This is a genomic window from Mesorhizobium sp. CAU 1732 (genome assembly GCF_039888675.1).
Taxonomy (GTDB): Bacteria; Pseudomonadota; Alphaproteobacteria; order Rhizobiales; family Rhizobiaceae; genus Aerobium.
Map to the genome: position 1 here is coordinate 851,236 of NZ_JBDQQR010000001.1, position 18,469 is coordinate 869,704.

Annotated in this window: 18 protein-coding genes; 7 read left to right on the forward strand and 11 right to left on the reverse strand. The window is 63.4% G+C overall.

Translation table 11 applies throughout. The features are described 5' to 3' along the window. Positions 1-80: 80 nt before the first annotated feature. The 11 genes from AAFN55_RS04300 to AAFN55_RS04350 form a co-directional block, all read right to left on the reverse strand. On the reverse strand, positions 81-395 hold the full coding sequence (locus AAFN55_RS04300; protein ID WP_347797639.1) for a metalloregulator ArsR/SmtB family transcription factor: 315 nt from the start codon (positions 393-395) through the stop codon (positions 81-83). A gap of 168 nt (positions 396-563) precedes the next feature. Further along, a complete protein-coding gene (locus AAFN55_RS04305) occupies positions 564-1,346 on the reverse strand; it encodes a HugZ family protein (RefSeq protein ID WP_347797640.1) in 783 nt (260 codons plus the stop codon). A 35-nt stretch (positions 1,347-1,381) separates the two neighbouring features. Further along, positions 1,382-2,539, reverse strand: a complete 1,158-nt coding sequence (locus AAFN55_RS04310; protein WP_347797641.1) for a CaiB/BaiF CoA-transferase family protein — start codon at positions 2,537-2,539, stop codon at positions 1,382-1,384. Positions 2,540-2,553: 14 nt separating this feature from the next. Next, positions 2,554-3,315, reverse strand: a complete 762-nt coding sequence (locus AAFN55_RS04315; protein ID WP_347797642.1) for a 3-hydroxyacyl-CoA dehydrogenase — start codon at positions 3,313-3,315, stop codon at positions 2,554-2,556. An 85-nt stretch (positions 3,316-3,400) separates the two neighbouring features. Beyond that, a complete protein-coding gene (locus tag AAFN55_RS04320) occupies positions 3,401-4,417 on the reverse strand; it encodes a hypothetical protein (protein ID WP_347797643.1) in 1,017 nt (338 codons plus the stop codon). Positions 4,418-4,496: 79 nt separating this feature from the next. Next, on the reverse strand, positions 4,497-5,906 hold the full coding sequence (gene otsA / locus AAFN55_RS04325; RefSeq protein ID WP_347797644.1) for an alpha,alpha-trehalose-phosphate synthase (UDP-forming): 1,410 nt from the start codon (positions 5,904-5,906) through the stop codon (positions 4,497-4,499). Then, positions 5,903-6,727 (reverse strand): trehalose-phosphatase, encoded by an 825-nt coding sequence (otsB, locus tag AAFN55_RS04330; RefSeq protein WP_347797645.1) that lies wholly within the window; start codon positions 6,725-6,727, stop codon positions 5,903-5,905. The genes otsA and otsB overlap by 4 nt, the downstream gene beginning before the upstream one ends. A 116-nt stretch (positions 6,728-6,843) precedes the next feature. Beyond that, positions 6,844-7,137, reverse strand: coding sequence for a hypothetical protein (locus AAFN55_RS04335; protein ID WP_347797646.1), 294 nt, complete (start codon positions 7,135-7,137; stop codon positions 6,844-6,846). 179 nt (positions 7,138-7,316) lie between these two features. After that, entirely contained in the window at positions 7,317-8,498 is a 1,182-nt protein-coding gene (gene choV / locus AAFN55_RS04340; RefSeq protein WP_347797647.1) for a choline ABC transporter ATP-binding protein, read from the reverse strand. Beyond that, entirely contained in the window at positions 8,495-9,355 is an 861-nt protein-coding gene (gene choW / locus AAFN55_RS04345) for a choline ABC transporter permease subunit (protein WP_347797648.1), read from the reverse strand. Before choW ends, choV begins: the two co-directional genes overlap by 4 nt. Before the next feature lie 143 nt (positions 9,356-9,498). Further along, on the reverse strand, positions 9,499-10,446 hold the full coding sequence (locus AAFN55_RS04350) for a choline ABC transporter substrate-binding protein (RefSeq protein ID WP_347797649.1): 948 nt from the start codon (positions 10,444-10,446) through the stop codon (positions 9,499-9,501). A gap of 198 nt (positions 10,447-10,644) precedes the next feature. On the opposite strand from AAFN55_RS04350, the gene AAFN55_RS04355 reads away from it, so the two are divergent. The 7 genes from AAFN55_RS04355 (at position 10,645) to AAFN55_RS04385 (ending at position 18,463) form a co-directional block, all read left to right on the forward strand. Beyond that, positions 10,645-11,259: a thymidine kinase gene (locus AAFN55_RS04355; protein ID WP_347797650.1), complete on the forward strand. Its 615-nt coding sequence runs from the start codon at positions 10,645-10,647 to the stop codon at positions 11,257-11,259. Between the two features lie 77 nt (positions 11,260-11,336). Further along, positions 11,337-12,368 carry a fatty acid desaturase gene (locus AAFN55_RS04360; protein WP_347797651.1) on the forward strand — a complete coding sequence of 344 codons (1,032 nt, stop codon included), beginning with the start codon at positions 11,337-11,339 and terminating at the stop codon, positions 12,366-12,368. A gap of 93 nt (positions 12,369-12,461) precedes the next feature. Further along, positions 12,462-13,550 (forward strand): hypothetical protein, encoded by a 1,089-nt coding sequence (locus tag AAFN55_RS04365; protein ID WP_347797652.1) that lies wholly within the window; start codon positions 12,462-12,464, stop codon positions 13,548-13,550. Positions 13,551-13,568: 18 nt separating this feature from the next. Then, positions 13,569-14,711 carry a hypothetical protein gene (locus AAFN55_RS04370; protein ID WP_347797653.1) on the forward strand — a complete coding sequence of 381 codons (1,143 nt, stop codon included), beginning with the start codon at positions 13,569-13,571 and terminating at the stop codon, positions 14,709-14,711. A gap of 12 nt (positions 14,712-14,723) precedes the next feature. Continuing rightward, positions 14,724-16,634: an AAA family ATPase gene (locus AAFN55_RS04375; RefSeq protein ID WP_347797654.1), complete on the forward strand. Its 1,911-nt coding sequence runs from the start codon at positions 14,724-14,726 to the stop codon at positions 16,632-16,634. 61 nt (positions 16,635-16,695) lie between these two features. Continuing rightward, positions 16,696-17,106, forward strand: a complete 411-nt coding sequence (locus AAFN55_RS04380) for a DUF559 domain-containing protein (RefSeq protein WP_347800180.1) — start codon at positions 16,696-16,698, stop codon at positions 17,104-17,106. A gap of 70 nt (positions 17,107-17,176) precedes the next feature. Beyond that, a complete protein-coding gene (locus AAFN55_RS04385; RefSeq protein WP_347797655.1) occupies positions 17,177-18,463 on the forward strand; it encodes a DUF6638 family protein in 1,287 nt (428 codons plus the stop codon). The last annotated feature ends 6 nt before the right edge of the window (positions 18,464-18,469 follow it).

The following is an 18,469-nucleotide window of genomic DNA, read 5'->3' on the forward strand; positions in this document are numbered from 1 at the left end:
GCAAGCCGGGTTGCGATCGTCGCAAGAAAGCAGCGTTTAGCTACTTCCGCCGCTCTGGCAAGGCCGATAGCCCGAAGTTGCTATTGCTGCGCCGCGGCGGCCTTGTCGCCAAAAATGCCGTCGAGCGTGATCAGTACCTCGCGGACTTTTTCCGAACTGCACGAATAGAAGATCATCTGGCGTTCGCGACGGGTATCGACCAGGCCCATCGTCCGCAGCTTCGCAAGATGCTGCGAAAGCGCGGACTGACTCAGGTCGACCTTTTCGGCGATCTCGCCAACGGACATCTCTCCTCCGAGCAGATGACACATGATGGCCAGCCGCTTGCCATTGCCAATGGCAGAAAGAAACTCCGCGACCATGTCTGCGTTGTCGACAAGCTGCTCAGAAACCATCATATCCCCGTTGCCGCACCTTCCGTAGACGTTATGGGGCAATAACGTCATTCGGAATGAGCAGGTTGCAAATCAAGAAAGATTGTACCTGCTTGCAACCTAACGTAGCGCAATCTCCTCGAATCACAAGACTGTCCAGCGACGTTCCACGACGTGAATGACATTCTCTTATTCTGAGCCGACCGTTGCGAGTGCTTTGCGTGCCTCTATGGCCATGGCAACAAGCGTCTTGTGCATGTCCTGCGCGCTTTGGAGCGGTTCTGCGAAGAAAATCCGCAGGATACGGTCGCCCGCGGCGAGGTCGAAACCATCCGAATCAACCCCGGTCATGATCCATTCGGCAGGTTCCGGGGCCTTGCCGAAATAGATCGCATAGTTGGCGATGGCGTCGCTGTGGTCATTGTTCATGTGCTCAACCGCACCCCTCTCGGCAGTTGCAATTTGCTCGACAGCCGAATCGCTCGCCAGAAGATCGTGAGCGGCCAGCGCATAGGCCTTGCCGAAACCGCCATTCAGGCTGGCACTTTCGGGCTCCAGCCTGAAGAAGGAAAAATCGCCGAAACCGGAATACAGCCTCGACTTGGGGTTGCGGCTGAGAAAGCGCCATTCGATGCGCCCGTGGTCCGCATCGTCGCGCGCGATCCTGCGCGCGTGGCAATGAAGCGTGATGCGGGCATGGGCGAGCGGATCGCCCTTGCCCGGCTCACCGAGCAGGAGTGAGCAGCGCGGATCGGCATTCAGGCCGCCGGTATGCGCCGACAGCGAGGATACGAGGATGAGCGGCGCGCCGTCATGGTCGCTCGCGACCGCAACGCGACTGGCCAGCGGTGCGCCGGTCTCGGGGTCGAGCACCGCGAGCGCCCCGTGGCGCGACGAACGCAGCAGCGTTCTCGCGAGCCTGACCGCCTCCGCATCGGTTTCGCGGAGGACGTCTTTGGTCTTCTGTTCCATCTGAGCGCCTGAAGTTGACTGACAATGTCCAATTATCAGCCGACGACGCCCTCGCTGGCAAGCCTGTCGATCTCGTCATTGTCGATACCGAGCGCGACAAGCGTCGTGCGGATATCGGTGGAGGCAAGATTCGCGACCTGGCTTTGCGTGCGCGAGAAGCGCGGCGCGGGCGCAGGGCGGGTCATGCCCGATGTGGTGACATGGGTCGCGCGCGCGCGGTTATGCGGATGCGCCGGCGCTTCCTGCAAGGACAGGACCGGCGCGACGCAGGCGTCCGTCTGTTCGAAATGCGCGGCCCATTCGTCCCGCGGGCGCAGCGCGATCCGGGCGGCGATTTCCCTTCGCATGTCGCTCCATGCGGAAAGATCGTACTGCAAGGCGAGGAAACGGCTGTCGAGCGGCAGAAGCTTGCAGAATTCGGCAAAGAACTGCGGTTCGAGACACGCTACCGCGACATGACCGCCATCGGCACAGGCATAGGTGTCATAGAAGGGGCAGCCGGAATCGAGCAGGTTGGACCCGCGTGCGTCGCGCCAGAGCCCGGCGGTCATGAAGCCGAAGAACGGCGAGGCCAGCATCGACGCGCCGTCGATCATCGCGGCATCCACGATTTGGCCACGCCCCGAGCGCGACCGCTCCAGAAGCGCTGCGAGAAGGCCCATGATCAGGAACATCGTGCCGCCGCCATAGTCGGCGACGAGGTTGAGCGGCGGGACGGGCTTGCCGTCCTTCGGCCCGATGGCGTGAAGCACGCCCGACAGCGCGAGATAGGTCAGGTCGTGACCGGCCGTCGACGCCAGCGGGCCGTCCTGGCCGAACCCGGTCATGCGGCCGTAGACGATGCCGGGATTGCGCGCCATCGCCACATCCGGGCCGAGGCCGAGGCGTTCCATCGTGCCGGGCCGGAACCCCTCGACGATCGCGTCGGCCTTCTCGATCATGCGCAGGACGAGATCGCGGCCTTCCGCGTGCTTGAGATCGACCTTGACGATCTCGCGGCCATGCCGGTCGAGGTCGAAAGCGGCCGGCACTTTGAGGAATGCCTGATCCTTCGCCAGCCGCTCGATGCGCACGACACGCGCACCCATTTCGGCCAGCATCAGGCCGGCGAGCGGAACGGGCCCGAGTCCCGCCATCTCGATGATGCTGAAGCCCGAAAGTGGCCCCGTCTTGTCCGAACCGCTCGCCTCCATCGCGGTCACCAGTGCTATTTGGGAGCCATGCGGATCGCGCCGTCGAGGCGGATTACCTCGCCGTTGAGCATCTGATTCTCGACGATGTGGGTGGCGAGCGCGCCATATTCGGCCGGATCGCCGAGACGCGACGGGAACGGAACCTGCTGGCCGAGCGACTTCTGCGCGTCTTCGGGAAGGCCGGCGAGCATCGGGGTCATGAAGATGCCGGGTGCGATGGTCATCACGCGGATGCCCGAGCGTGCGAGGTCGCGTGCGATCGGCAAAGTCATGCCGACGACGCCACCCTTCGATGACGAATAGGCGGCCTGTCCGATCTGCCCGTCATAGGCGGCGACGGATGCCGTGTTGACGATGACGCCGCGCTCGCCGCCGTCCAGCGGCTCAAGCTGCTCGGCCCGGCCTGCAAACAGGCGGATCATGTTGAAGGTGCCGATGAGGTTCACCTCGATGACCTTGCGGTACATATCCAGCGGGTGGATGCCGTCCTTGCTGGTCGTCTTCAGCGCGATGGCGATGCCGGCGCAGTTGATCAGGATGCGGGCTGCGCCGAGCTTCTCGGCGACTTCGGCCATCGCCGCTTCGCCGCCTTCGGCGCTGGAGACGTCGCACTTCACGGCGATGCCGCCGAGCTCGGCCGCCACCTTCTGCGCGCGATCGATGCCGACGTCGAAAATGGCGACCTTCGCGCCCTTCGCCGCCAGCGCGCGCGCGGTTGCCTCGCCGAGGCCCGAACCGCCGCCGGTGATTATGGCGACTTGTCCTGATGGGTTCATGGAAATCCTCCGAATTTTGTTATGATGCAAAACAATCTTGCCCCATCTTAGCGATCCGCGGGATGCAGATGCAAGATGGGCAGGATCATTCGCTGCGGGTCGAGCCCTCATGCAGCGAGGCCATGACGCGCTTGGCTTCGTCCAGGAGTTCGTCCGCCCTTTCGGGACCGAAAGGCGCATAGAGATTGAGCGTGATGGGGTAGCCGAAGACCTGGGAAAACGCGCCGAGCACCATGATCGGCCGCGTGATCGTGCCGTTGCTCGCAACGGTGTAGGTGAAGATGTAGACTGCACGCTCGTCGGTATCGACATGGCGTTGAAAACGATCTTCGAATGCGACGCCGCTTGATCGCGCGATGCGGTCCACAACCTCGTCCAACGCCTGGTTCAATGGCGATTTGTCCTCGCCCAGTTGGCTGAACAGGCCTTCATAGTAGTCGATGGCGCTGGCGAGCGACCGATCGGGCAGGGCTATCGGCGAGCCATCGGGACCGTGGGGCGCAAGCAGCGCCGCCCAGCGATCCGGTAATTCGAAGTTGTCGACATCGATGCGGATCGCTTCGATAAGGCCGCACTCCAGAAAGAACGCGATCGGCAGGTTCTGCTCGACGATCCCGGCGGCAAACTCATGGTACTGCGCCTCGGCGTCGCTGCGCTCGCCGTCGACACGGCACAGGCCATCGGGCGGCGACAGGCGCACGTCTACGCCGGCCAACCCTACAAGGGCCGGCTCAACGACCTCCGAGAGCGACATGCCGTCGAGCGAGAAATTGACGACGATCTCGGTCTTGCGGCCGGCAAGAATGCCGGATGCCGCCGTAAAGGGCTCGCAGCGCAGCAATGCCCGCACCGCGCTCTGCTCGAACGCCGTCGCTTCGGGCGAGGATGATGGATCGAGGACTTCGGGAGGCCGTGCAAAGCTGCCGTCCGATCGCAGCGCGATCGAAATTCGTGCCGCCGATGACGATGGCGGCGGTGTCCAGCAGGGCTGGATCGCCTGTGCGAGAACTCTGGCAAGGGGCTCGTCGCTGGCGTGCGCCGGGGCAAGGTGACAAAGCGACATGGCGAGCAAGCCGACGGCGACGAGAGTGTGTTTGCCCAAAAAGACCGCTCCCTGCAGGTTACACGAACCAAGGATGAGGGCTCCGTTAAACAGGAACCCGTGCGGTCGTGTCCAGCCGCTATGCCGCGGAAGCGTCGATGTCGCGAACAAGCACTGGTTTGCCGGGGCGTTCGAGGTCACGCAGGAAGCTCTCCAGCCAGGTCTGCGCGTTCTGTTCGGAGACCCGCGCGCGCAGCGCCTTCTGGCGATCCTTGCGCTCGTCCAGATCCATGTAGAGCGCGCGGTTGATGGCTTCCGCCATGCCGTCAATGTCGTAGGGATTGACGATCAGCGCTTCCCTGAGCTCTTCCGCCGCGCCCGCGAACTGGGAAAGGACGAGAACGCCGGGGTTCTCGTCGTCCTGCGCGGCGACGAATTCCTTGGCGACCAGGTTCATGCCGTCGCGCAAGGGCGTGACGAGGCCGACCCGGCTCGCGCGGAACAGCGACGCCAGCGTCTCGCGCGCGACCGGCCGGTGGATGTAGCGCAGCGGGGTCCAGTTGAAGTCCGAGAAGCGGCCGTTGATCGAGCCGGTGAGGCCTTCGAGCTCCTCGCGAATGTCGGAATAGGCGTTGACGTCCTCCCGCGTCGGCGGCGCGACCTGGAGGAAGGTGACCTTTTTCTCAAGCTCGGGATGCAGCGACAGGAGCCGGCTGAACGCCCGGAACCGGTCCGGCAGGCCCTTGGAATAGTCGAGACGGTCGACGCCGATGATCTGCTTGCGGCCGAGCACTTCGCGCCGCTGCGAATCGATGCGCACATCGTCGGGCGTCTGCTCCGCCATCTCGCGGAATGCATCTGCATCGACGCCGATCGGATAGCGGCGGATGGTGATCAGACGGCGGTCGACGCGAACCGTGTCCTCGTCCACGCTTTCGGCCATGCCCCACTCGTCCAGATAGTGGCGGAAATTCGCGACGTCGGTCGACGTCTGGAAGCCGATGACGTCATACTGCATCAGCGCCTCGACCAGTTCGCGATGGTTGGGCGTCGCCGCCAGAAGGTCGAGCGGCGGGAAGGGGATGTGCAGGAAGAAGCCGGTGCGCTGGCGACAGCCGAGATTGCGCAGCGCCTGCGCGAGCGGGATCAGATGATAGTCATGGACCCAGACGATATCGTCGTCGGCGAGATGCGGCGCGAGAAGCGATGCGAACTGCAGGTTCACGCGCATGTAGCCCTCGAAGAAGGCCGGGCGGAACGACACCAGATCGAGCCGGTAGTGGAACAGCGGCCAGAGCACGCTGTTGGCGTAGCCGATATAGTAGTCGTTGTAGTCCTCCTGCCGGATCGGCATCGAGATCATACGCACATTGCCGATCTCGTCGACCTTGGCTTCGGTCGGCCGTGTGGCGACCGTCTCGCCATCCCAGCCGAACCAGACGCCGCCACGCTCGCGCAGGGCATCGGCGAGGCCGACGGCAAGCCCGCCCGACTGGCTGGATTTTCGAAGATCCGCGACGCGGTTGGAAACGACGACAAGTCTGCTCATGAGGGGGTACTCCGATCTCTTTGTGTCCGGTCGGGCGATGCGTCGCGCTCCGCACTGCGCGCCAAAGCATCGAGCCACGTCCAGAAGTCCGTTATTGCGTCGAACCGCCGTCGCGCGGCGGTGTTCCCGGGGCCGACCTTGAAGCCCAGGCCGCCGAGGGACTTCGCGCGCGCGATGCCGTCCTCGTCGGTCACGTCGTCGCCGACGAAGAGCGGTGTCTTTCCCGCAAAGGGCGGCATCGCCATGAAGTGCGAGACCGCGTCGCCCTTGCTGCGCCCGCCGAGACGCAACTCGACGACCATCTTGCCATGCATCATCTCGATGCCCGGAAATTGGCTCGCGAGCATCGATCCGAAGGACACGGCCTCGTTTTCCATATCCGGGCGCAGCCGGTAGTGCAGCGCGACGGACCCTGGCTTCGTCTCCGCGATCAGCCCGGTGTGCTGTTCCGAAAAGCGCGTAAGCGCTGCCGACAGATGCGTGACCGTCGAGGCGTCGAACGGAGCCGTCGCGAGCGTGCCGTCGGGGTTGCGGTACTGGAGGCCGTGCACGCCGGCGAGGGCGGGTCGGAAGTCGCCCAGATGCTGGTCGAGTTGCTCGATCGGACGGCCCGATACGACGGCGAGTGCGCCGTTCGATGCATGATGAAGCGTGCGGAGGTTCGCGACGACCCGTGGATCGATCAGGACCTGATCGGGGATCGGGACGATTTCGGCGAGTGTGCCGTCAAAGTCGAAGAAGAAGGCGGTACTGGAGGGATCGACCGCATCACGATCAGGGGGCGTCGGCTCCCTGCGCGATACGAGGTCTGGTTGCGTCATACTCATTGCTCTGTGCCGTTCGCATTGAGCGCGAAGGGCTTCCTCGGTTGGCCACCGCAGACGCGGCGACGATGATCGGTTGCGCGGTTGAGACCTGCGTCAACCTCGGGAGTGGATCAGAAATTCCACCATGCGCCGCATCCCGGTGCGGTGCTGCGGGCGGGCCTGACGTCCGCCTCGCGGGGGGCGGGCTTCGCTTCCGCGCCGACGAAGGACACGCGGAAGGCGTTTCCATGCTCCTGTTCGAGCGTGCGCGTGATCGAGTTCCTGATCTTGCGGACGAGACGCCGGCTGGCGTCGTCGTCTTCGTTGCCGCCGAGCGAAACGTTCACCTGCACGGACCGATCGCGGTCCTTGCGGGCTGGCGTCGCAACACCGGCTGGTTTCTGGAGTTTGGTCGTGCCGAGCATCGTGTGCCTCCTGTACAGGGGTACTACGTTTCGCGTGACCGGCAGTTCCCGTCACGGCAGCCGCCGGATCACGAGAGCACCCAAGCCTATCTTGCTGCAGTGCGACAAACAACCGGCAGGCGGACATTTGTTCCTGGCGGAACGCGAACGGGCGTCCCCGGGCACCTGTCCCTACGCGGTCACCGGCGGATGACGGCCTTCAGGACGTCGCGGATTCCGATAGCCCCGACGAAGCGCGAACTGTCGTCGAAGAGCGCCACAGGCGCTGTCTGCGACTGGTGCATCGCCTGCATGACGGCCTTCAGCGACGTGCCGGGCCGTGCCCAGTAGACCTGATGCGAGTCCGGCGGCAGCGTCTCGAACGGATCGCAGGATGTCCACATGGCCGGGCTTCCGTTGCGCTCGGCGGCGACGACGAGGCCGTTGTCGTCGAGCCTGAAGCGTGTCGTGCGCCGCCGGTCGAGCCAGACCCATCCGTCACCGGCTTCCTCGAGGTCACGCTTGTCGCGCATGACATTCCAGGCGGTGAGGACCGACAGCGGGTTCACATTCGAGATGAACTCGCGCACGTAGTCGTTGGCGGGAGAGAGCACGATTTCCTCGGGCGCGCCACTCTGCACGATCTTGCCGCCTTCCATGATCGTGATGCGGTTGCCGATCTTGAGCGCTTCCTCCAGATCGTGGCTGACGAAGATGATCGTCTTGTGCAGGCGCTCCTGAAGCTCCAGCAACTCGTCCTGCAATTTGGTGCGGATGAGCGGATCGAGCGCGGAGAAGGGCTCGTCCATGAGAAGGATCGGCGCTTGCGTCGCGAAGGCGCGGGCAAGACCGACACGCTGCTGCATGCCGCCGGACAGTTCGTGTGCGTATTTCTTCGCCCATTGCGTCAGGCCGACGAGTTCGAGCTGCGCAGCCACCCGCTCGCTGCGCTCTTTTGCCGGAAGCCCGGCCAGTTCGAGGCCGAAGCCGACATTTTCCTCCACGGTGCGCCACGGCAAAAGCGCGAACTGCTGGAAGACCATCGCCACGCATTCGCGCCGGATTTTGCGCAGTTCGGCTGCGGAACAGGTGACAACATCGGCCGACCAGTCGCCGTCATGCACGATGACATTGCCGCGCGTGACCTTGTTGAGGCCGTTCACGGCGCGCAGGAGGGTCGATTTGCCCGAGCCGGAGAGGCCCATGAGCACGGAAATCTCGCCCTGCTCGACGGAGAGAGTCGCGCCGGCGCAACCGATCACCGCGCCGGTCTTTGCGAGGATTTCGGCGCGGTCCGCGCCCGCATCGACCATGCGGACGGCCTCGGCCTGCTCCCTGCCGAAGATGATATCGACGTCCTTGAACTCGACGGCGACGCTCATTTGCGGACATCCTGTCCGATGCGGGCCATGCGATCGAGGATGATGGCAAGCACGACGATCGCAAGGCCAGCCTCCAGGCCCAGCGGTATCTGCATCGAATTGAGCGCGCGCACGACAGGGCGGCCGAGCCCGTTCGCGCCGATGAGTGCGGCGATCACCACCATCGACAGGCAGAGCATGATGCACTGGGTGAGGCCGGCCATGATCGTCGGCAGTGCTGCGGGCAACTCGACTTTCCAGAGAAGCTGACGCTTCGTCGCGCCGAAGGCCTCGCCGGCTTCAAGCATCGGCTTCGGCACAGAGGTGATGCCGAGATAGGTGAGGCGGATCGGCGCGGGGCAGGCGAAGATCACGGTTACGATGAGGCCCGGCGCAACACCGAGGCCGAACAGGATCAGGACCGGGATCAGATAGACGAAGGTCGGCAGCGTCTGCATCAGGTCGAGGACCGGCTGCAGGAACCGGTAGACGCGCTCGTTATGCGCCGCCCAGATGCCGATCGGAACACCAATGGCCATCGACGCGGTAGCGGCTGCGACGACGAGCACCAACGTCTCGACCGTCTCCTTCCAGAGCCCCTGGTTGAGAATGAACAGAAAGCCCAGCGCGACACCGAGGCTCAACTGCCAGGAGCGTTTCAGCACGAAGGCGAGCGCCGCGATCAGCGCGATGACGGCGATCGGCGGCAGCCAGAGAAGCGATGCGATCAGGCCGTTGAGGAAGGAGGTTAGGACGCTTGCCAGCGAATCGAAGAACCACGCGAAGTTCGTCGTCAGGAACTGGAAAAAGTCGCTTCCCCACTCGCCCACCGCGATCTTGCGATCCTTGCTGGCGACCCACGCGGAAATCGGATCCATTGGTCCTCCGGTTAAACTGCTGCGGGACGAGGGTGTTGCCAGTCGGGCAATTCAGCGTTTCGTGGCGCAGCCCTCTGCCCGGCAGGACAGAGGGGGCAACGGAGGGCTCAGGCGACGCCTGTTACCCCCGCCCTTCACTACACCTACAGCCCGAGTTCGGCCTTCACTGCCGCCGCGCCGTCTTCGCCTTCGAACGTCGTCACGCCGGCGAGCCAGGTGTCGAGCGCGGCCGGGTTGGCCTTGAGCCATGCGGTCGCCGCGTCCTCGGCATCCGTGCCGTCGTTGAGGATCGCGCCCATGATCTCGTTTTCCATTTCGAGCGAGAACACCATGTTGGTGAGCAGCTTGCCGACATTCGGGCATTCGGTGGCGTAGCCCTTGCGGACGTTGGTGTGCACGGTCGCGCCGCCGTAATTGGGACCGAATACGTCATCGCCGCCGTCGAGATAGGCCATCTCGATATTGGCGTTCATCGGATGCGGCTCCCAGCCGAGGAAGACCACGTCCTGCTTGGAATTCGCCGAACGCTGGACCTGGCTGAGCATGCCCGCTTCCGAGCTCTCGACGACCTCGAAGCCGGCGAGATCGAACTGACCGGCCGCGATCATGTCGAGGATCAGGCGGTTGCCGTCATTGCCGGGCTCGATGCCGTAGATCTTGGAGCCGAGCTTGTCCTTGAACTTCGCGATGTCGGCGAAGGTCTTGAGGCCGGCGTCGTAGGTGTATTGCGGCACCGCGAGCGTGTATTTCGCGCCTTCGAGGTTGGTGACCAGCGTCTCCACCGAGCCGTCCTCGCGATAGGGCGCGATGTCGGCTTCCATCGTCGGCATCCAGTTGCCGAGGAACACGTCCACGTCGCCGTTCTTGAGCGAGGCGTAGGTGACCGGCACGGAGAGGACCTGCGTCTCCGGCTCGTAGCCAAGCGCGTCAAGCACCACGGACGCGGTCGCGGTGGTGGCGGTGATGTCGGTCCAGCCGACATCGGAGAAGGTGATGGACTGGCAGCTCGCCGGATCGGCGGCAAGCGCGCTGCCGGCTCCGAGCGTGGTCGAAAAGGCGAGTGTGATCAGGAATGTCCTGCTGCGTGACATAGAATTCTCCCATTCAGGCTGTCATGAGGACGGGCTTGTCGCCCGGCTGAATTATTAGCCGTAAGCAAACACCATTCTTCGTGCGTTTCAACCCGCACACGTGCCGGCGGACGACATCGGGAGCGTCGCGACGTCGTTTTTCGTGGAAGCGTGCAGATCGCATCTCCCATCCCGGCGCATCTTGCGATTAATAGCGCCATGGCCAAGCTCTACTTCCACTATGCGACGATGAATGCCGGCAAGACGACGATGCTGCTGCAGGCATCGTACAACTACCGCGAACGCGGCATGGCGACGATGCTGTTCGTCGCCGGGCACTACAGGCGCGACGACAGCGCCGGCTACATCTCGTCGCGTATCGGTCTCGAGGCCGATGCCGAGATGTTCCGCGATGGCGATGATTTGTTCGAGCGCATCCGCGATCACCACGACCACACGGCGACGCATTGCGTCTTCGTCGATGAGGCGCAGTTTCTCGAGGATGAACAGGTCTGGCAACTGGCGCGCGTCAGCGACAGGCTGAACATCCCGGTCATGTGCTACGGCTTGCGCACCGACTTCCAGGGCAAGCTCTTTCCGGGTTCCAAGGCGCTTCTGGCGCTCGCCGACGAGTTGCGCGAGGTCCGCACCATATGCCGTTGCGGGCGCAAGGCGACGATGGTCGTGCGGCTGGGCGAGGACGGAAAAGTCGCCCGGCAGGGCGCGCAGGTGGCGATCGGAAAGGACGTTTACGTCTCGCTTTGCCGGCGCCATTGGGAAGAAGAAATGGGACGCGTCGCGCCCGAGGACTTCATCGGCTTCACGGGCGGTTGAGCGTCGGATTGTGCGTCATGTCGACAAAGTGTGTTTGAGGCCTTGAGCCCGCCGCATCACGATGCGTATAAGCGCCGATGAAAAATCTTGCCACACAGTCGACTGAAGACGCCGCCTTGCGCCAGTGGACCAAGGTGCTCGCGCGCTATCGCACGCCGCATCGCGGACGCAGCGTGTTCGAACTCGCGATCACGATTATCCCGTTCGCGCTGTTGTGGACCCTCGCCGCAGCGGCCGTCCACTACGGTTACTGGTTCGTCGGCCTGGCCCTGACGGTGCCTGCCGCGGGGCTTCTCCTGCGGCTCTTCATGATCCAGCACGATTGCGGGCACGGCGCGTTCTTCGCGCATCGGCGCGGCGACGACTGGACGGGCCGGTTCCTTGGCGTCCTGACGCTCACGCCATACGCCTACTGGCGCAGGGCGCATGCGGCGCACCATGCGACGGCTGGAAACCTCGACGAGCGCGGCGTGGGCGACATCACCACGCTCACCGTCAAGGAATATTCCGAGCGATCGACGATGGGAAAGATCGGCTACCGCCTGTATCGCCACCCCGTCGTGATGTTCGGCATTGGCCCGATCTGGCTGTTCGGCCTCAAGCAGCGCCTGCCGTTCGGCATGATGCGCTCCGTCGAACCGTGGATTTCGACCATGGCGACGAATGTCGCGCTGATGGCGCTCGTCTCGGCGCTGATCTGGACGGTGGGATTGGTGCCCTTCCTGCTCGTGCATATCCCGATCGTCGTCCTGGCAGGCAGCGCCGGCATCTGGCTGTTCTATGTTCAGCACCAGTTCGAGGAGACGCATTGGTCGAACGGCGAGGACTGGGATTTCCGCGATGCGGCGCTCCACGGCTCGTCATTTTACGATCTGCCCGCCGCGCTCAACTGGCTGACGGGCAACATCGGCGTTCACCACGTCCACCATCTGTCGAGCCGGGTGCCCTATTACCGCCTGCCCGAGGTGCTGAACGACTATCCGGAGCTGCGCAACACCGGTCGGATCACCATTCTGGAGAGCCTGCGCTGCGTGAAACTCACGCTGTGGTGCGAGGAGCGCCGTCGGCTGATCTCGTTCCGCGAAGCACGCGCGATCCCGCAAAGCTGATCTGCCTTGCGTTTCTGCGACGTCATTGTCTTTCATTCGCAGTGGTCGCCACATATATTCCGACAAGTCATTTGAGGGATTGGAGAACAGTGCATGGCGACCTTGCAGAATTTTGACACGGAAATTGCCAAGACGAAGCAGGTTGTCGAGAGCATGCGCTCGAAGATCGAGCAGTCCGGCGTCGTGCTCGACAAGTTCGCCCAGGCGGACCAGAAGATCGGCGCCGCCGACTTCGACATCGAGAACGCCCGCATCCAGGATGTTCTGAACCAGCAGAAGGTGATGGAAGGCAACATTGCCGATCTCATCATCGGGCTCGAAGACGCCACCAACGTTTTCGGCACCGAGTTCGAAAGCATGAAGAGCTATACCGGCTGGGAAAGCTTCGTCGGTGTCTTCTCCGCCCAGCGCAAGCAGCGCATGCGCACCGAGCGCGTCCGCAACATGTCGCTCGCCGGCAACCTCCAGGAACTGCTGGCCAAGTCCGACACGATCGTCGGCATCCTGAAGGACCAGAAGAACGTCCTCGACCAGCGCTACAAGACGTCGGAGGCGAGCCTGGGCCAGGTGATCGAGCGCCGCAAGGTGACGATCGAGAACCTGACCGCCACGCAAAAGCGCATCGAGGAGCTGAACCCGATGCTGCTCGACATCGAGAACCGCATCGCGGCCTCCACCGACCAGACGCAGCGCACCCAGCTCGAAGGCGAGCGCTCCAAGCTTGCCACCGAATACAATGAGCGCCAGGCCAAGGAGCAGGAGCTGCTGGCCGAGAGCCAGACGCTGGAACGCTACACCTCGATGTTCCAGACCTTCGTGGATTCGCTCAACAACCAGATCGCGGCGCAGAACACGCTGATCAACAAGCTGACCATCGACACCGAGCAGCGCATCGTCCTCTACAAGGCGCTCGAGGATTCGTTGAAGACGGCGGCGCAGCAGGACGTGGCGCACAAGATCAACACGCTCGGCAGCCAGGTCGACACGACCGCCGAGCAGACCATGGCCGGCATCGGCGCCGCGTCGCAGAAGCACATCGGCGACCTGCTCGAAATGCACGAGAAGAACATGGTCGCGACCGCCGACATCCAGCGGCGCAAGAAGCTTGCCGACGATGCCTTTGCCCGGCGGTTCGACGACGTGTTGAAGAAGCACAATGCGGCGAACTACGTGAAGCAGTAGCCGTCGCGGAGCTTCCGCATGACCACCTCCGACCCCGCCGAGCGCTACTTCACCGCGATCTCCGCCGCGCTTGGCGGCCTCGACATCTTCCTGCGTGACGACCGCTCGCCGCTCTACCGGCACGATCTCGTGGCCCGCGTGATGGCCGAGTACATCGTGCGGCTGGAGAATTCGTTCTCGTCGTGGAAGAATCGTCTCGGCTTCATGGACGCGTTCAAGATTTCGCGTGCGGAAAGCGGCTATCCCGTCTTCCAGAACGTTCTGGAACTCGAAAACGATCGCCGCCAGGCCGACAAGCGCCTCGCAGCCATTCCCGAACCGGAGGTGCTGCGCGCGGAGATGGCGGATTTCATCCTGCGCCATCGTGCGATGCCCGACGCGTTGCGCAAGTCGATGGCCGAACGGCTCTACCTCGAACAGGTGTCGTCGGGGCAGGTGTTCGCACCGTTCATCCTGCCCAAGACGATCAGAGTTTCGGTCAACCCGAAGACCGGCCGGCCGATCTATGTCGTGCACTGGGCTGCCTTCGACGGCTCGGCCAACCTGCCGCTGGTCTATATGGCGACGGTCGAGGATTCGTCCGACAATGTGGTGCGGGCACTCGTCGGCAAGGACGGAAAACTCAACGAGAGCGTGCCGATCCCGCTGCCGGTCGAGGGCTTGCTCAATCCCGATCTCGCGCATCGCTTCGACGATTTCGCCGAGAAGAACTCGGCCTATACGCTGTCGCCGGCGACGATCGCGGGCAATCTGGACAAGGATTTCGACCAGCTTCATCCCAAGCAGTTGCGGCGCGTCGTGCTCGGGCCGTTCTATTCGGCGGGCATCACCGAACACAACTCGACCGTTGCCGACGTTCTGGCGAAGGTGCGGCGCGTCGAGAATGCGTGGCTGCTGACCTGGACGATCCAGGAGGTGTTCTCGAAGGCCGAGACGCCGGCACGCCGCGGCCTGTTCTCCTCGCAACCGGCGCGCGAGGAATTCCACATCAACACCGACGATCTCGAAGCCGCCCGGCAGGGCGTGTCGAACTATGAGCGGCACGCGCTGATCCCGCACGAGGCCTATCAGGTGCTGTACGCGGCCGGCGAGGCGCAGAAGATTTTCGCCGGGTACAAGGTTCACATCATCTCGAACGGGCAGGTGATCAGCGATGTTTGAGGGGAGTTGAGTATGGACACCGGCCTGACCGCGATATCCGAGGCGGACATCGAGAAGCATCGCGCGATGGCGCAGAGCTTCATCACGCGTGTGGTGGTGCTGGAAGACGGCGCGGGCCGGTCCGGAACGGAGCTTGCCGGCACGGGCAGGCGGTTCGTCTCGACAGTCTCGACCGGGTCCGTGCGCAAGACCCGCGAGGTGGAACTGTCCAGGACCGTGCAGGCGGTGCGCCCGGACGATCAGCTACTCTCGATCCCGCAGCACACGCTGCTCTACCGCGCCCGGCGCGGCCTGAGCGTCGCGATGGCGGTGGCAGAGGTCTATGCGAAATCGACCGCGCTGGAGGACCTTCAGGCGAAGAACGCGCGCTCGCCGCTGGAAGGTGACGACGTCGCGACCTACAAGCGTCTCCTGTCCACGGCGGCCTATGTCGCTGCTTTCACCTTCGCATCCTACCTGCTCCAGACGATCGAGAGCGACGCCGAAGCGCCCAATGACATCAAGGAGCCGGATTTCGCCTTCGACACGCAGCAGGATGCGCTGAAGGCGCTGCTCGCCGGGCTCGACGGCGCACTGGCAGGTGCGAGCGACGACCACGACCTCGCGACGCGCGCCCGTGCCTTCGCGACCGTCGCGGTGGAGGGGCTGCTCGCCCGCAAGGGCCGCTTCGACGCGCTCGGCGCTTTCGAGAACGCGCATATCCGCATCGACCAGGACGATTTCACCATCGACGGTTTCGACGTCGCGCCGGGGCGCAAGTCGAAGCCGCTGGTGATGACCTTCAAGAAGCCGGACGAGATCATCGGCAACCACATCGCCAAGTACCAGGCGATGCGGCTGGCCAAGATGCTGATGGCCTATGATTTCGACCGCCAGCTCAATCCGTTCGTGGAACTGGGCGGCTTCCTGTTCACCTTCATCGGCGACGGCGCGCCGGGCACCGGCAAGACCATCCTGATCCAGATGACGGCCGGCCTGATCAACGATTACTGCCAGATCGCCGGCGTGCCGTTCCACTACGAGAATTTCGGCGTCGACCAGATCTCGTCCTATCAGGGCAAGTCGGGCCAGAACTGCAAGCAGTTCGTCAACAACGTGCTGAACCCGCGCTCGATCGGCTTCGGCACCGTGGACGATATCGACCAGGTCGCAGCCAAGCGCTCGGACGACCGGGCGTCGGCCGGCCAGCAGGAAATCACCGGCGTGCTGATGGAGAGCTTCGCCGGTGCCTCCACGGTGGTGCGCGGCAATTGCGCATTCGGCATGTTCTCCAACTACCCGGAGAACGTCGACGACGCGCTGCGCCAGCGGGCCGGCGCGCGCTGGGTGGTGGACGGGCCGCAGACCCGCGACGACTACATCGACATCTTCGTTCTGCTCGCGGGCAAGAACCACAAAATCCCGATGGGTGAGCACGCGCTCTTCGAGGCGCAGCAGATCCAGAAGGCGGTGAGCGTCGCCTATGAGGAGCATGCCAAGCCGCAGGAAGAGGGCTTGCGCAAGGTCTATGATCGTTTCCTGAACGACCACGGCGAGCCGAAATCGCTGGTCGATGTGGGCGAGTATCTCCACATGATCAAGGAAGCCGAACCGCGCTTCACCGGCCGCGCCATCAAGAACGTCACCGACGCGATCAAGATGCGCGCGATGGACATCGACCTGCCGGACGCGTGGTTCGAGAAGCCCGAGACCTTCATGGGCAAGGGCTACGACGAGAAAAAAGCGATGATCGAGGAGCTTCGCGGGCCGTTCTCGATGGCCATGGTGATGCAGGAGATCAACCGCTACGCCGATAGCGAGTTCCGCTATTCCGACCGCGCCGACGACGTGGACGTGTCCAAGCTGATCCGCGACGCGAAGCTGCGGGAGCGGGCAATCGGAGAGATCGAGGCGCTGAAGGCGAAGGGGCTGTGGGGTGGGTGAGCTCTTCCTTCTCCCCGTTCACGGGGAGAAGGTGCCCGAAGGGCGGATGAGGGGCAGCGCTGTGCGTGGAGAGAATGCGCGCAAGACAACACGGGCAAGAGCGCTTCGCAAGGTCGAGAACGAGGCTGAGGAAGCGCTGTGGCACGAACTGCGGGGACGACGGTTGAACGGCTACAAGTTCGTACGTCAGCACCCCATCGGGTTCTATTTTGCGGATTTTGCCTGCAGGGAAGCCAATCTGGTTGTGGAAGTCGATGGCAGCCAACATATCGGTAGCGGAACCGATCGATATCGGGATGAGACGATGAACAGAAATGGCTGGTCGGTTTTGAGATTCTGGCATGCGGATGTTCTGCGGGACCGTCGAGGGATTCTGGAGATGATCGTGGCTGCGGTCGATGGGCGTCTGTCCGACAAGTCGATTTCCGTCGAGGCAAAGTTCCTGCCGGCTTTCAAGAGCATCGAGCGATGAACAGGAATGTTTGCGCCGCCCCTCATCCGCCCTTCGGGCGCCTTCTCCCCGTGAACGGGGAGAAGGAAGGTTGAACCTCCTGCGCGACAACGATCTGATCTACGGGCGTCTTCTCACGATCGAGGAGCCGCATCTGATCGAGCGCTACAACAAGGCGCTGGCGGCGTTCGGGTTGAAGCCGACGGCGCGCGCATCGTTCGAGATCGACCGCTCCGGTTATTCGCCGCAGGTGGCCGAGGATTTGGGCGACGTGAATTATCTCGATCCCAACCAGATCAACCGCCGCTTCATCATCCTCACGCCGCAGCAGATCGACCTGCCGGTGGTCCACACGGCGTTCTCGAACACGTCACAGCTTCTCTTCGAGTTCATGACCAGCAACCAGCGCGTGATCAACGCGCTGACCATCAAGGACGTGATCTACGGCGAGATCGAGGATTCGGTCGCCAAGGTTGAGGACATCGAGGATCTGCTGTCGATCAACCAGGTCGAGTTCAAGGTTCTCTCGGCCGAGGACGTGACAGGCAAGGCGACGCAACTTGCGACGTTGGTCGACAGGCTCAAGCAGGAGCCCGACGCCTGGCGCGACACCGCGATGCTGGAAGAGATGGTCGATTTGGCCAAGGTCACCGGCGACATTCGCGAAAACGCGCTCGTGCCCGACCACGTCATCTTCCGGCACAACGCTTACTGGACCAGCCATTTCGGCGGGCTCTACGTCTTCGTCGATCCGGGCATGACGACGGTGATCAGCGATCCCTCCGCGCCGGGCTTCAGGCGGTCGCGTCCGTGGCAGGTGAGCTACCTGTCGCTGCACGATGCCGACAAGGTCTTCGAGTTCCTGCTGTCGACTGGCCGGATCGAGCTGCCGCGCGCCTCGTGGATCGAAAAATCCGGCTATCTCGAACACCGCGCCGACATGCTGGTGCGCTCGCTGATCCACCAGTCCGATCCCAAGCGCGACCTCGGCAAGGCCGACCGCGTGTGGCTGCAGACGTGGATCCACAGCAATGCGAGCCTGATCAACAGCGACGGGACGTTTCCTTTCCTCAACGCGGCGAAGCGCGAAATCTCGCAGCTCGGGCAGTTGAAGATCGAGGACGTGCCGCCGCGCCAGCGTTTCCTGGTCGTTCGCGCCAGGCCGGACCACCCGGATGCATGGCTGACGAACAGCCTGATCTCCGATTTCGTGCCGTTCGATTTCATGTCGCGATACGTCTTCAACAAGCCGGCGTTCTATCGCGACTATGAGGACTTCAACGAAGTCTGGCGCGCGCACGTTGTGGCGACGCTGAAAGATACGTATTTGAAGGACAAGGCGGGGTTCCGCCAGCGCCTGTACGGCCTTACCGATTGAGGGTGT